Origin of the sequence: Acinetobacter sp. SwsAc5 (assembly GCF_013391485.1) — a bacterium.
In the GTDB taxonomy this organism is placed as follows: domain Bacteria; phylum Pseudomonadota; class Gammaproteobacteria; order Pseudomonadales; family Moraxellaceae; genus Acinetobacter; species Acinetobacter towneri.
In genome coordinates this window covers 106,214-119,929 of sequence record NZ_JACAXD010000003.1, presented here as the reverse complement: position 1 = coordinate 119,929, position 13,716 = coordinate 106,214, and the positions used below count along the sequence as shown (strand labels likewise).

General features: G+C 40.3%; 13 protein-coding genes. 7 read left to right on the top strand and 6 right to left on the bottom strand.

What is annotated here, in order from left to right; genetic code table 11:
- Positions 1-217 precede the first annotated feature (217 nt).
- Both fadB and fadA read left to right on the top strand, forming a co-directional pair.
- Positions 218-2,371, top strand: a complete 2,154-nt coding sequence (fadB, locus tag HYG89_RS02825) for a fatty acid oxidation complex subunit alpha FadB (RefSeq protein WP_178865985.1) — start codon at positions 218-220, stop codon at positions 2,369-2,371.
- A 12-nt stretch (positions 2,372-2,383) separates the two neighbouring features.
- Positions 2,384-3,556 carry an acetyl-CoA C-acyltransferase FadA gene (gene fadA, locus HYG89_RS02820; RefSeq protein WP_004975824.1) on the top strand — a complete coding sequence of 391 codons (1,173 nt, stop codon included), beginning with the start codon at positions 2,384-2,386 and terminating at the stop codon, positions 3,554-3,556.
- 145 nt (positions 3,557-3,701) lie between these two features.
- Here fadA and HYG89_RS02815 read toward each other — a convergent pair whose 3' ends face one another.
- Positions 3,702-3,974 carry a hypothetical protein gene (locus HYG89_RS02815; RefSeq protein WP_004975814.1) on the bottom strand — a complete coding sequence of 91 codons (273 nt, stop codon included), beginning with the start codon at positions 3,972-3,974 and terminating at the stop codon, positions 3,702-3,704.
- A gap of 108 nt (positions 3,975-4,082) precedes the next feature.
- Complete coding sequence (locus HYG89_RS02810) at positions 4,083-4,832, bottom strand: hypothetical protein (protein WP_104852942.1); 750 nt, start codon at positions 4,830-4,832, stop codon at positions 4,083-4,085.
- Between the two features lie 253 nt (positions 4,833-5,085).
- Between HYG89_RS02810 and HYG89_RS02805 the strand changes: the two genes are divergently transcribed.
- Positions 5,086-5,787 carry a DsbA family protein gene (locus HYG89_RS02805; protein WP_178865983.1) on the top strand — a complete coding sequence of 234 codons (702 nt, stop codon included), beginning with the start codon at positions 5,086-5,088 and terminating at the stop codon, positions 5,785-5,787.
- 172 nt (positions 5,788-5,959) lie between these two features.
- Here the strand turns inward: HYG89_RS02805 and HYG89_RS02800 are convergent, their stop codons facing one another.
- Positions 5,960-6,160, bottom strand: a complete 201-nt coding sequence (locus tag HYG89_RS02800) for a dodecin family protein (protein WP_004975809.1) — start codon at positions 6,158-6,160, stop codon at positions 5,960-5,962.
- Between the two features lie 374 nt (positions 6,161-6,534).
- Here HYG89_RS02800 and HYG89_RS02795 point away from each other — a divergent pair, with 374 nt between their 5' ends.
- From HYG89_RS02795 to HYG89_RS02780, 4 genes are all read left to right on the top strand, one after another.
- Positions 6,535-6,699, top strand: a complete 165-nt coding sequence (locus tag HYG89_RS02795; RefSeq protein ID WP_019836107.1) for a hypothetical protein — start codon at positions 6,535-6,537, stop codon at positions 6,697-6,699.
- A gap of 328 nt (positions 6,700-7,027) precedes the next feature.
- A complete protein-coding gene (locus HYG89_RS02790) occupies positions 7,028-7,207 on the top strand; it encodes a hypothetical protein (RefSeq protein WP_004975807.1) in 180 nt (59 codons plus the stop codon).
- A 10-nt stretch (positions 7,208-7,217) separates the two neighbouring features.
- A complete protein-coding gene (locus tag HYG89_RS02785; protein WP_178865981.1) occupies positions 7,218-8,717 on the top strand; it encodes a hypothetical protein in 1,500 nt (499 codons plus the stop codon).
- A gap of 94 nt (positions 8,718-8,811) precedes the next feature.
- Positions 8,812-9,957 (top strand): hypothetical protein, encoded by a 1,146-nt coding sequence (locus tag HYG89_RS02780; protein WP_178865979.1) that lies wholly within the window; start codon positions 8,812-8,814, stop codon positions 9,955-9,957.
- 140 nt (positions 9,958-10,097) lie between these two features.
- Here the strand turns inward: HYG89_RS02780 and htpG are convergent, their stop codons facing one another.
- The 3 genes from htpG to HYG89_RS02765 all read right to left on the bottom strand — a co-directional run bounded on the left by htpG (position 10,098) and on the right by HYG89_RS02765 (position 13,240).
- Positions 10,098-12,014: a molecular chaperone HtpG gene (htpG, locus tag HYG89_RS02775; RefSeq protein WP_178865977.1), complete on the bottom strand. Its 1,917-nt coding sequence runs from the start codon at positions 12,012-12,014 to the stop codon at positions 10,098-10,100.
- 94 nt (positions 12,015-12,108) lie between these two features.
- On the bottom strand, positions 12,109-12,453 hold the full coding sequence (locus HYG89_RS02770) for a lysozyme inhibitor LprI family protein (RefSeq protein ID WP_178865975.1): 345 nt from the start codon (positions 12,451-12,453) through the stop codon (positions 12,109-12,111).
- A 172-nt stretch (positions 12,454-12,625) separates the two neighbouring features.
- On the bottom strand, positions 12,626-13,240 hold the full coding sequence (locus HYG89_RS02765; RefSeq protein WP_178865972.1) for an OmpW family protein: 615 nt from the start codon (positions 13,238-13,240) through the stop codon (positions 12,626-12,628).
- Positions 13,241-13,716 lie beyond the last annotated feature (476 nt).

The window sequence follows — 13,716 nt, the reverse complement described above, 5'->3', positions numbered from 1 at the left end:
TTCATAGAACTTTAAAAAAACAGTTTTAAAATTAGGTCAAAAAGCAATTCCACGCTGTGAGAAAAATCATGACCCTTGCGTCACGGCTTGATACAACTTGCTATATTTTTTTTCGATATAGTTATCGTAAGATTAGCGAGGCATATATGTGTGCAGAACTATCGCACACGCTTCATAACATCAACTTAGAAGTCCTCCAAAATAAAGGAGATCAGGCATGATCCACGCTGGCAATGCCATTACCGTCCAAATGATTTCGGACGGAATTGCAGAATTCCGCTTTGACTTACAAGGTGAGTCGGTCAACAAATTTAACCGTGCAACGATTGAAGACTTTAAAGCTGCGATTGAGGCTGTTAAAGCAAACAATGAAGTGAAAGGTTTAATCATCACTTCTGCGAAATCAACCTTTATCGTGGGTGCAGACATCACCGAATTTGGCGCAAACTTCGCTCAAGGCGAACAAGCCATTGTGGATTGGGCATTGCCTGTTCACAACATCTTCAATGCTTTTGAAGATTTAGACATTCCTAAAGTTGCTGCAATCAATGGTATGGCATTGGGCGGTGGCTTTGAAATGTGTTTGGTATGTGACTACCGTGTGATGTCTGACCAAGCACAAGTGGGCTTACCAGAAATTAAACTGGGTATTTTCCCAGGCTTTGGTGGTACGGTACGTTTAAGCCGCGTTATTGGTATCGACAATGCCGTTGAATGGATGGCAATGGCCAACCCTAAACGTCCAGATGCTGCACTCAAAGATGGTGCTGTAGATGCCGTAGTTGCTGCAGACAAATTGCAAGATGCTGCGCTTGACTTGGTTAAACAAGCCATTGCAGGTCGTTTAGACTGGAAAGCAAAACGTCAGGAAAAATTAGACCCTGTTAAATTGAACCCACTTGAACAAATGATGGCGTTCAACACAGCAAAAGGTGCGGTACTAGCAAAAGCAAACCCTGCACAATACCCTGCGCCAAAATTGATGCTTGATTCTTTACAAGCAGGTGCAAGCTTGCCACGTAACGAAGCGCTTAAAGCTGAAGCTGAAGGCTTTGCCAAAGCGGCTGTAACACCACAAGCAGGTGCGTTGATTGGTTTATTCATCAACGACCAAGTGGTGAAGAAAACTTCTAAGAAATATGAAAAAGGTGCACACCCTGTCAACCAAGCGGCTGTTCTAGGCGCAGGTATCATGGGTGGTGGTATTGCTTACCAAGCGGCAAGCAAAGGCACACCAATCATCATGAAAGACATTGGTAATCCGCAACTTGCTTTGGGTATGAAAGAAGCCAATGGCTTATTGACCAAACAAGTTGAACGCAAAAAGTTAACCCCTGCAAAAATGGGTGAAACTTTGGCACGCATCCGCCCAACTTTAAGCTACGACGAGTTTAAAGAAGTAGATATCGTGATTGAAGCCGTGACTGAAAATCCGAAAGTCAAAGGCATTGTGTTGGCTGAAACTGAAAAATCAGTACGTGAAAACACCATTATCGCGTCAAATACATCTACCATTTCGATTACACGTTTGGCAGAAAACCTACAACGTCCAGAAAACTTTGTCGGCATGCACTTCTTTAACCCAGTGCACATGATGCCATTGGTGGAAGTGATTCGTGGTGAAAAAACTTCACCTGAAGCAATTGCGACCACTGTGGTGCTTGCTCAGAAAATGGGTAAAACACCAATTGTTGTAAACGACTGCCCAGGCTTCTTGGTGAACCGCGTATTGTTCCCTTACTTTGGTGCATTTGACCTTCTATTGAAAGACGGTGCTGACTTCCAACAAGTCGACAAAGTCATGGAAAAATTCGGCTGGCCTATGGGTCCTGCTTACCTAATCGACGTTGTTGGTATCGACACGGGCGTTCACGGTGCAGAAGTCATGGCAGAAGGTTTCCCAGACCGCATGAAGCCAGACTATAAAGGCTCAATCCAAGTCATGTACGAAAACAAACGTCTTGGTCAAAAGAATGACGTCGGTTTCTACAAATATGAATTGGATCGTAAAGGAAAAAAAGCCAAAGTGGTTGATCCAACTGCATACGAGCTTGTGGCATCTGTTGCAACTGCTGAAAAACGCGAGTTTGATGCGCAAGAAATCATTGACCGTATGATGCTTGCTTTCTGTAACGAAACTGTTCGTTGCTTAGAAGACAACATTGTGGCAACACCATCTGAAGCAGATATGGCGATGATTATGGGTGTAGGCTTCCCTCCATTCCGTGGTGGTCCATGCCGTTACATCGACCAAACAGGTGTTGCTGAATACGTTGCGCTTTGCGACAAATATGCACATTTAGGAAAAGCTTATGAAGCGCCACAAATGTTGCGTGACATGGCTGCTAACAACAAAAAATTCTACGGTTAAGGAGCAACGTGAATGGCTACTTTAAATCCACGTGACGTTGTCATCGTTGATGGCGTACGTTCTGCAATGGGTAAAACCAAAAACGGTATGTTCCGCAATGTACGTGCTGACAGTCTATCGGCTGAATTGGTTCGTGCTTTAGTTGCTCGTAACCAGTTTGATGTCAACGAAGTTGAAGATGTGATCTGGGGCTGTGTTAACCAAACCCTAGAACAAGGTATGAACATTGGTCGTAATATTGCTTTATTGGCTGATCTTCCAAAAACAGTAGCAGGTCAAACTGTGAACCGTCTGTGTGGTTCTTCAATGCAAGCGATCCACACCGCTGCGGCACAAATTGCAACCAATCAGGGTGATATTTTCATCATTGGTGGTGTAGAGCACATGGGCCATGTGGGCATGATGCACGGTATCGACATCAACCCTGCTGCATCGAAGCACTATGCCAAAGCCTCAAACATGATGGGCTTAACTGCTGAAATGTTGGGTCGCATGAACGGTATTTCTCGTGAAGAGCAAGATGCCTTTGGTGTGGAATCACACCGTCGTGCATGGGCTGCAACGCAAGAAGGCCGTTTTAAAAACGAAATCATTGGCATTGAAGGTCATGATGCAAACGGCTTTAAACAACTATGCGACATCGACGAAGTGATTCGTCCAGATGCTAACCTTGAAGCATTCCAAGCTTTACGTCCTGTATTTGATCCGAAAGGCGGTACCGTCACTGCGGCAACATCTTCAGCATTGTCTGATGGTGCTTCTGCTATGTTGCTTATGTCTGCTGAACGTGCACAAGCATTAGGTTTGAAACCACGCGCGGTGATTCGCTCTATGGCCGTTGCAGGCTGTGATGCAGCAATCATGGGTTATGGCCCAGTACCTGCAACGCAAAAAGCACTTAAACGTGCGGGCTTGTCAATTGCAGACATTCAAACCTTTGAATTAAACGAAGCGTTTGCTGCACAAGGTCTATCTGTTCTAAAAGGCTTAGGCATTTATGATCAGCAAGATCGTGTGAACTTGAACGGTGGTGCAATTGCACTCGGTCACCCATTGGGTTGTTCAGGTGCGCGTATCACCACCACGTTGTTGAACGTGATGGAACAACAAGACACGCAAATTGGTCTTGCGACCATGTGTATCGGTCTTGGTCAAGGTATCGCGACAATTATTGAGCGTGTGTAAAAAGTCTTCGTAATAAAAAAATCCTCGCATCATGCGGGGATTTTTTATTTTGTTGTTTTGAGCTGTTCTAATTTTTAAATTTTATTCTTTTGCATTGTTATCTTGAAGACTAGATGGCTGATCAGTTGTGATTTACCTGCACGGCTTAAACCAACAACTCCCCCATCAACCATGTCATATAGCGTTCTTTATCCATAAAGTCTGGGGCGCTGCCTGTATCCAAGCAATAATATTGTTGATTAAATTCAATCACAATTTGTTCAGTCTGATGCCAATCTTCAACCAAACGAAAGTGCTGATTAAAGAAGTAACGGTTCTTGCCCCAATTATTTAAATTTTCGAGTTTCGGGTAGTTTTTATTTTCTAAGAATTGCAAATACAGTTGTTGAATATCATCAAAGACTTGAATGCTGTTCATATTGGACCTGCCTAGCTGAGCAATTAAATCAACAGGCACAGTTTAGGCAAGAGATTTGAACGGCAGATGACATTCTTTTGACAATTTGATGTAAGGATTTGCCAGACCTTACAACTTGCTTTCCAGTGCCCGCTGATGCTGCTGAGTGATCTCTTGCATTTGCGTATTGAGCTGCACCATCTCTTGATATACCGCATTAAATTCTTTCAAGGCTGCATCTTCATAGAACATGAAGGTATTGTTTTTGAGCTCCCATTTATTGTTTTTTAAAATTGCAAACAACACATACGCCTTACCCAAATTTTTCTTTTCCAATTCAAATAATGCGTGTCCTTGGTCATTATGGCGGCTTTCTAGCAAAGATTCTGCTAAATGACGGCGCAAATTATGATTGATTTCAAGATTCTCAATCTGCTCCAAAGCCATCGCTTCATGCTGTTCTAAATGTTCCTGATACAGCTCTACCATGGCACGTACTTGCACCAACATGGCTTCGGTATCGGCATAGTCTTGTTTTTTATCTGCAGCAAGTCGTTGAGGATCTAAAAACTGATCCCAATTCAAGGCTTTTAATTCACGTAAATAGCTATTGCGCGCTTCGGCACTTTGCACCATGTGACTCAAGACAAAACTCGCCATAATTTGATAGTCGCCATCTAAACGATTATCTTTTAAGTCAATTTGAATCGGCTTAGACCAATCCTGTGCCTGTACAAAAATTTGTTCGGCTTTTTCATAAATCACATTTTGATAAGCATGCAATTGAGTGACTTGTTTTTGCTGCTGTTGATATTGATAAAACATCCCGCCAAAAATCAGCAGCGTTGCACATCCTATAATTAGCACTATACGTCGCATGCGTGCCCTCTTATTTTTTAGTATTTGCAATATCTTAGCGTGAAGCCTGTCACATTTGTATAGCATTTTATGCTTATTTTCTAATGCAGCCATTAGAATATAGTGAAATAAATCAATTCATTTATACCTTTATATGATTCTGTATCCATGACGCTATTTGACCAGATGCTCAAAAATAAGTTTAGCATCGCTTTATGCTTTAAATTTTATGTAACATCCCCATCTTAGTAAAAAACAGAATTTGAGATTGTTCATGCGCGTTGATATTTGGTCAGATATTGTTTGCCCGTTTTGCTATATCGGCAAAAAACGTTTAGAGGCTGCTGCTGAAAAAGCAGGTGTAGAATTAGAAGTGCATTGGCACAGTTTTGAACTCGATCCAGATGCGCCACCGCGTCAGGAAGTGTCCAATTCAGAGCGTTTGGCACAAAAATATGGACGCAGCCTTGCCGAAGTAGAAGACATGCAGCGTAATATTGCCGAAATGGCAAAAGCTGAAGGCATTGACTTTCAATGGGAAAATGCCAATTCAGGCAATACCTTTAATGCCCATCGTTTGGTGCATTTGGCGCAAAGTAAAGGCTTGGGCAGCGAAGCCAAAGAAGCTTTTTTCTATAGCTATATGACTCAAGGTTTGGCAATTGGCGAGCGTGAAACACTAGAAGATGTTGCATCACGTATTGGGCTGAACCCTGTAGAAGTGGATGATGTTTTGGATTCTGACGAATATGCCGACTTTGTAAAATTTGACCAAGAAGTTGCACGTGAACAATTAAACGTCACTGGCGTACCGTTCTTCGTATTTGATCAGCGTATTGCTTTAGCAGGTGCGCAGCCACGCGAAGTTTTTGTGCAAGTTCTGCAAAAAGCCCTTGAAACAGCAAGCGAGCTAGAGCTTGAAGATGCAGCAAGCTGCGATGCAGAACAATGCGATGTATCTGAACCTAAAGCTTAAGATTGAAATACAGACAAGGCTGAATAGTGTTCTTCCGGCTGATTAGACGCACAAAAAAATCCCATTACGGGATTTTTTTGTGCTTTTAAAATGGGTCAAAGTTCCAGCTTTGCCCCGCAACCATGCTTCGGTTAGTTGTCATCTTACTATGCTTCGTTAATGAAGCGAGGTGTTATTCAACCAAGAAGCTGATTTTTAAATTGACCCGATACTCCGTGATTTGATTGTCTTTAACCACCACTTTTTGTTCGTTAATCCACGCCCCTTGGACATTTTTAATTGTTTCTGTCACTTTAGCGATTCCAGTCTGAATCGCGTCTTCAAAACTTTTTGTACTGCTTGAATTAACTTCAACTACTTTTGCAATTGCCATGATTTTCTCACTGTCCTTTATCGTTATTGGAATTCCATCATAGATTAAAAAAACCGCATTTTTAGACTGTTTAACCAATCACAGCCAAAACATTACATGATTTCACACTGTCAAAAACTGTCACCATTCACCCGCATTTCAGACTTATCTAAATACAAATTTTGCAGACATCTCAACCATTTAAGCCTACACAAAAAACTAGAGCTAAAACTCTAATATATTGTTTTATATTGCTATTTTTAAAATAATTGCCGAAATGATCATTTTGTAAATTTTAAACTTTGTTATGATTCATGTGAATTTTTTATTTCGTTTGATCTCCCTACGATGTCTATTCTTCTGCCTAGACATTAACACTTTGGATGGATATTCCCATGAATATGTTTAAATCTGTTTTGATGGTTTCACTTTTAGCAATTGCTGCAAATGTATCTGCTCAAATTGTGCATGTACCTGATTTTCCAACTCAAAAAGTGAATACAGAATCGGCTGCATCTGAAGCTGTTGTAAATGAACCAACTTCGCAAAAGGCAGCTTAAGTTACGCGTTTTATCCACTAATTTTAGCTGTATTAATCTCTCCCATTTCTCTCCCCAAACAGCAGTCTAAATCAGGCTGCTGTTTGTTTTTCTAGTGCTAAATTTGCTTTAAATCGTCCATACAACATCTAAAAACTGTGTCCTACCCAATTGCCAGTACTTTTTTGGCACTGCGATTTAAATTTTTTTGATTATTTTTCATATAAAAAGCGCATTTTTTGTCAATAATGTCTAAAAAAGCACAAAAGCTGACAATTTTTAGCATGTATTTTTTAATTAAATCCATATAATTAAAGTGATTTTGTTTTCATTGCTATAGCAGATGCCTATGCAACAACTTCAAGCACTTATACAAAGAAAAATTCCACCTCAAGCGATTGAGGTCAGCCATTTAATCGAATTAGCCAAACGCTATCCTCAACCACAATCGGCAGAATATAAATTGATTGAATTGGCTCTGAATATTGTCTTGGCAGATTATTTGGAAAAAGCACAACAACATATTTAAGTATGCATCAATGAATACACTAGAAAAATCACTGTTGATTAAAGAATTACGCGACTTAATTGATGCTTTAACGCATAAAAGACTCAGTCTGTATGAAACAGCCAAAGCCAAAGCACGCATTAAAGAAATTTTTATGCTGTGCGATAAACCGATTTTTCAAAAACAGTTGCTCACATTTAAAGCCTCACAAAATCCAATTCAAACTGCGGTAACTTTTGCAGAACAAAGTTTATATGCACAATCTTTTCGTGGCGTATTTACACAACTTGAAGCACTTGAAACAGCACTTTATCAACAGCCTGAAGCAGGTTGGGCGATTTTGTATCAACCGAGAGCAGGTTGGCAAATTTGGTTAATTCCTGCTGCAGACCGCACTGCTCTGCTAAGCGAATTTCAAGATTTAGAGCAGGTCTATCGCTGGATGTTGGAACAGCAGCAACAGTATCACTGCCTTCAAACCGATGCAGAACTGAAACAAGCTGCAGTTCTAGAAGCTGCGCAAACTCAGCCAGTCTTTGTCACTGCAGACTTGGAAGAAAATAAAGCTGTAGATTCGCCAATTCAATTTGAATTCATTACAGACCACATCGCTACAGAAGAAGTTGCCTCGTCTGATACTCAAGTTGTGGACGTGGCTAAAGATGAACTTACAATTGAACCGACAGCAGACCAAACGATCATTTCCAACGCAATACTGAATACAACTCAGCCTGACACAACGACAATAGATACTGCCCCACCAATAACAGCTATCACGCCAAAACCAAGCACCACCCCAGCTTATAATCTATTGTTAAGCCAATATAGTTGCCCCATTTCTGCGCTCAATCTTAGCCAAAATGAGTCAGCACAGTTGTATCGGGTCTTTTTGCCTGAAGCGCCAGAAGTCACGCAATATGCCGATGTATTGGTGCATTTGTCTGATCCCGAAGAAGATCAGCAACAGGTGTTGGCGCGTGCGGTATATTTGGCAGAACAAACCAATACGCAAGGACGCTTTATTAAATATGTGGTACTGCTTGGCGCATTAGATCAAATGCAAGCGATTCGTTTGACTCAAAACTTTTGCCAACAGTTTGAACATGAAATTGCAGCAATACGTGAAATTTCTTGGGAAAAATTACAAGAACATTTATTTGATTTCGATCAGCTTTTTCAATGCTATAGTCATGATGCTCAAATCGTGTGGCAGCAAGAGCATTATTTTCCTTTCATTCCAATACAGCACATTCAAACTACTAAGTTTATTCAGTTTGAAGAAAGTGAAGCACAGAGTCATACCCCTTTGATTTTACTGAAAGAACGACAAAAAATTCGTGTGATTCATGGTCAAAAGCGCTTACAACTGTCCCGTACTGAACAAGCTATACCGCACATTTTATTAGATCGACAACAAGGTATTAGTTGGCAAATGATTCAAAAAGTCATCTCCCAATTACAGCAACCGATTGATGCTTTGCAGTTATGCCAAGCACTTCAAATGTATCAAGAAAAAGAGGTTTCTGCCTAAAAACTGCCGTTTATATTATGATTTTGTAGCCAAGTCTTGCTTTTATCTCATAGATTTTCAACACTAACAAAAATGGCTTAAAGATCAGTAAATAATGTCAAGAATAAAGCACACATCGCCTTTTATATTAAGCTGTCTCTTAAGTGGGGTCGCAGGCATCACTTTTGCACAAGAATCAACTCAAGCAGTGGATCAAGCCCATACGCCACTGCCACCTTATGAATTGCCTGTCGCTCCGCCAAGTGCAGCAGATAAAAACGGTTTTTATTACACGATTCCACGTTGGATTGATGCCACACCGACGGTGTTACCCGAACAATCCAATGAATCCATTGTACCTGCCACCACAGAAACGGAACATTTAACTTGGTTCGATCAACGTCAAAAAAATATTCGCAACTGGGCAGATAAAACAGCACATAAACTGGATAACTGGTTTGGTGAACCAAGTCCTGAACAGCCTGCCTCAGCCACTTTGCGGGTTTTGGTCGATAGCAGTTGGGATAAGCATAATGAATATGAAGTCAAACCTCGTATTCGCGGGAAAATCAAACTGCCTACGCTTGAAAATAAACTCAGTGTGGTCTTTGGTGATGACTCGCTCGATAACGAATTGCAAAATAACGTCGCCATTACCAACGAAAACCCAGCGCATGATGCAGACAAAACTGTAGACAGCAAACGTAGCCGTGAAGACAACAGTTCTCTGGCATTACGTTGGTCGAACTTTGCCGAGCGTCTACCTTTTGAAACAGATGTCGATTTAGGGGTACGTTCTGGCGATGATATTTATCTGCGTTTAAAAGCCTCTAAAGACTGGACTTTGGAAAATGATTTCTCTTTTCATGCCGAACAAATTTATCGTTATGGCATCGACAGTGAAAATTATCTCAGAACCAACTTGGAGCTCACGCACGCACGCCCCAATCAGGCTTTCTTGTCCAATCAATTTAGCCTGACCTATGCCGATGAACAAGATGATGATTTGGTTTGGGACAACTACACCTTTAGACAACATCAATTCTTTGCAGGCAACCGCTTTAACTATGGCATTTATACAGGCGGTTATTATCACGATGATGACTTACGTTTAAATCGTTGGGGGCCATTTGTCTCTTGGCGTCAACCATTTTTACGTGAATGGTTCTTTATTCAGGGCGATGTCAATTATTTAAATGATGATCGCGCAGATCGTAATCATTATCTCGGTGCTTTAGTGCGTTTAGAAGCCATTTTCTAAACAGGTAACATCTACAATCAAGCCAAATTAAAAAACCAAGTCTTGCGAACAGGACTTGGTTTTTTTGCAAGATGATCTTGCAAGATGACGATGCATTATTTGTACAACGCATCATCGATCATGTTCATGCGAAAGCAGACTTACTTTAACAGTAAGCTATTAATACGTTTCACATATTCCGCTGGGTCTTCAGGCAAGCCACCTTCAGCAATCACAGCTTGATCAAAAATCACATGCGCCAAATCATCAAATTGATTGGAGTCCTGTAATTTTTTCACCAAAGGATGCTCTGGGTTGATTTCCAAAATTGGCTTCATATCAGGTACAGCTTGCCCTGCATCCTTCAACATACGAATCAATTGTGGTGACAGTTCACCTTCACCTGTTACCAAACAAGCAGGGGAATCAACCAAACGTGTAGTCACACGCACTTCTTTGGTTTTACCGCTTAAAGATGCAGACAATTGCTCAACCACAGGTTTAAATTGTTCTGCAGCCGCGTCTAAAGCTTTCTTCTCTTCAGCATCTTGTAGATCGCCTAAATCAACCGCACCTTTAGATACGTTTTGCATTGGCGTGCCATCAAACTCTTGCACAAAGTTCATCGCCCACTCGTCTACGCGTTCTGCCATCAACAACACTTCAATGCCTTTTTTCTTAAACAACTCCAACTGTGGAGAATGCTTTGCTGCGTTCAAGTTGTCTGCCGTAACGTAGTAAATGGCTTTCTGACCTTCTTTCATTCGCGCTTTATAGTCCGCCAATGAGGTACTGATGTCATCATTACTTGAAGTAGCGTAGCGTAATAATTTCAGGATACGTTCACGGTTGCCAAAGTCTTCGCCTAAGCCTTCTTTTAAAACTGAACCAAATTCTTGATAGAATTGCTTAAATTTTTCTTGGTCTTTTTCATCTTCAGACTTGGCTAAATTGTCCAACATGGTCAACACACGACGGGTATTGCCTTCGCGGATGGTTTTCACATCACGGCTTTCTTGCAATAACTCACGGCTCACGTTCAATGGCAAATCGGCGCTATCCACCACACCTTGCACAAAGCGCAGATAATTTGGAATCAGGTTCTCTGCCTCATCCATAATAAATACGCGCTTCACATACAATTTAATCCCCGCTTTGGCTTCACGAGTAAAAATGTTGTGCGGTGCTTTACTTGGCACATACAACAACTGGGTGTATTCAGTACTGCCTTCAACGCGGTTATGCGCCCATGCCAATGGTGCGTCAAAATCGTGGCTGAGGTTTTTATAAAACTCAATGTACTGTTCTTCACTAATTTCGTTTTTATTGCGCGTCCACAACGCACTGGCCGAATTAATCGTTTCCCATTCATCAGTTTTCACATACTGACCTGCTTTCGGTGTTTCACCTTCAGCGGCTTCTTCTTGCTGCCACACTTCTTTCTGCATTTGAATTGGCAAACTGATGTGATCAGAGTATTTATTGATGATCTGCTTAACTTTGTAGCTTTCTAAATAATCCAGCGCATCTTCACGCAAGTGCAGAATAATATCGGTACCCCGTTCTGCTTTGTGAATTTGCTCGACATCAAACTCGCCAGTACCCGCACTGCTCCAACGCACGGCTTCATCTGCAGCCAATCCTGCACGGCGTGATTCCACAGTAATTTTATCTGCCACGATAAAACCTGAATAGAAACCCACACCAAATTGACCAATCAATTGCGCATCGGCTTTTTGATCGCCCGTCAATTTTGACATAAAGTCTTTGGTGCCCGATTTGGCAATGGTACCCAAATGCTCAATCGCATCCTGCTGACTTAAACCAATGCCATTGTCTGAAATGGTCAGGGTTTTCTTGTCTTGATCTAAGCGGATACGCACACGTAAATCTGGATCATTTTCATAATATTCAGGATGGTTGATGCCTTCAAAACGTAATTTGTCGCAGGCATCCGATGCGTTAGAAATCAGTTCACGCAAGAAAATTTCAGGGTTGGAATAAAGAGAATGGGTCACCAAATGTAATAACTGCGCCACTTCGGCTTGGAAACTGTGTTTTTGGCTGTGCTCGCTCATTCATCACTCCTTAAATTCATAAACATGGTTATTGTTGGATGTGTTTATGAATTGGAGTGATTGCCTAATTTTTCAAGCCTAAACCCAGAAAAATTTAAAAAGGTGCACGTTGATAGACCTGATTTAAATGATCCTCTAATTTCTGCTGACGCAAATTATACACTTGGGTTAAACAATCGACGGAAGCGCCACAACGATCACGCAATTCTAACCAACGAAATTGTTCATCACGAATTTGTGAACGCGTCCCCATAGCGACCAAACGGCTAACAATACGATAGGTGGTTGCCATTTTCACATCGGCATCATTGACCGCACGATGTTCACAAATGGCATGTTCTGTTGGTGTTCTGGCTTTCTCACAAGAAAAACTCGCCGCATGCCCCGCGACACTCAGCATTAAACCAACACATATAGGCCAACCATATTTTATCAACATGAATTAATTCCTTCTTTATCGTTCTTTACTTTATCTTTCAGACTGTAAATGAACATGGCACATGCACTCAATTTTTTCATTCGATACATTTGTTATTTTTTGCGATAAAAAACCCCATCATAAAGATGGGGTTGCGCTGATTTTTATTATTATAAAGAGCTACTTTTTATAATTAAAATTTGTAGCTATAACCGATGGTGTACACCATTGGATCGATGTCTAGATCAAACTTTTTAATTCCTAATGCTGCAGCAGTATCATCAGTTAACGTAACTTCAGGACTCAATTGTGCATAACGTGCATCAAAGAACACACCCCAGTTTTTCGCATCAGCTGGCTGGAAGTTAAAACCAATTTGACCTGCAAAACCAAAGTCTTCTTTTACATCTTTAGCAACGCCTTCTTCATCCCATGCGATAAATGCGGTACCACCGACACCGATGTATGGTGTAAAACGAGTTGAATTTTTAAAGTGATATTTTGCTGTCAATGTAGGTGGTAAGTGTTTAACTTTAGCATTAGCAATTTCAGCACCACCAGCAAATACGCCTACATCATGACTAATTGGCGTAGCCAACAATAATTCTGCAGAGATATTATCATTAAAGAAATATTCTACTGATGGGGTAAATGCATATTCATGATCAGCTTCAGCAACAACACCAGGAATTACTGTTGCATCTTGTGTTGGAGAAATTACAGAACCACCAACTTTAACTTGCCATTGACCTGCCATAGCAGAAGCAGACATTCCCATTAATGCAATTAGAGCAACTTGCTTTAACATTTCAAAACCACCTTTAGAATAAAAATCTTAACGCTTAATTAATATTAAACACGACCACTATTAATATGCAACACATATTAAACATAATATTTCAAATACTTTATAAACTATTCATTATTATATAAATTTATTTTAAATAGACCAAATTACTTGGTTTTAAAACCCGAGTTAATTAATAAAGTTTATATTATTATTTCCCGACTATATTACTCAATTTTATTTAAAAAATACATCAAAAGATTTATTTAAAATACATCTTGCATTTGTTTAAAAATTAAAACAAATTTATTTTAAATTGATTAATTCACTCAGGTTTTATATTTTCAAAAAACAAAAAACCAATAAAAATTATTTAAATTAAATAAAGAGAATTAAAATCATCTTCATTCTAATATTAGAAGTTAATTACAACGAAAATGAATCATTCTGTTTGAAGATTTTAAATCGTGTATTGAGATTCAATCGGCAGATGCAAG

Coding starts and splice junctions, on each gene's coding strand:
- fadB (WP_178865985.1), top strand. CDS start 218: ATGATCCACGCTGGCAATGCCATTACCGTCCAAATGATTTCGGACGGA.
- fadA (WP_004975824.1), top strand. CDS start 2,384: ATGGCTACTTTAAATCCACGTGACGTTGTCATCGTTGATGGCGTACGT.
- HYG89_RS02815 (WP_004975814.1), bottom strand. CDS start 3,974: ATGAACAGCATTCAAGTCTTTGATGATATTCAACAACTGTATTTGCAA.
- HYG89_RS02810 (WP_104852942.1), bottom strand. CDS start 4,832: ATGCGACGTATAGTGCTAATTATAGGATGTGCAACGCTGCTGATTTTT.
- HYG89_RS02805 (WP_178865983.1), top strand. CDS start 5,086: ATGCGCGTTGATATTTGGTCAGATATTGTTTGCCCGTTTTGCTATATC.
- HYG89_RS02800 (WP_004975809.1), bottom strand. CDS start 6,160: ATGGCAATTGCAAAAGTAGTTGAAGTTAATTCAAGCAGTACAAAAAGT.
- HYG89_RS02795 (WP_019836107.1), top strand. CDS start 6,535: ATGAATATGTTTAAATCTGTTTTGATGGTTTCACTTTTAGCAATTGCT.
- HYG89_RS02790 (WP_004975807.1), top strand. CDS start 7,028: ATGCAACAACTTCAAGCACTTATACAAAGAAAAATTCCACCTCAAGCG.
- HYG89_RS02785 (WP_178865981.1), top strand. CDS start 7,218: ATGAATACACTAGAAAAATCACTGTTGATTAAAGAATTACGCGACTTA.
- HYG89_RS02780 (WP_178865979.1), top strand. CDS start 8,812: ATGTCAAGAATAAAGCACACATCGCCTTTTATATTAAGCTGTCTCTTA.
- htpG (WP_178865977.1), bottom strand. CDS start 12,014: ATGAGCGAGCACAGCCAAAAACACAGTTTCCAAGCCGAAGTGGCGCAG.
- HYG89_RS02770 (WP_178865975.1), bottom strand. CDS start 12,453: ATGTTGATAAAATATGGTTGGCCTATATGTGTTGGTTTAATGCTGAGT.
- HYG89_RS02765 (WP_178865972.1), bottom strand. CDS start 13,240: ATGTTAAAGCAAGTTGCTCTAATTGCATTAATGGGAATGTCTGCTTCT.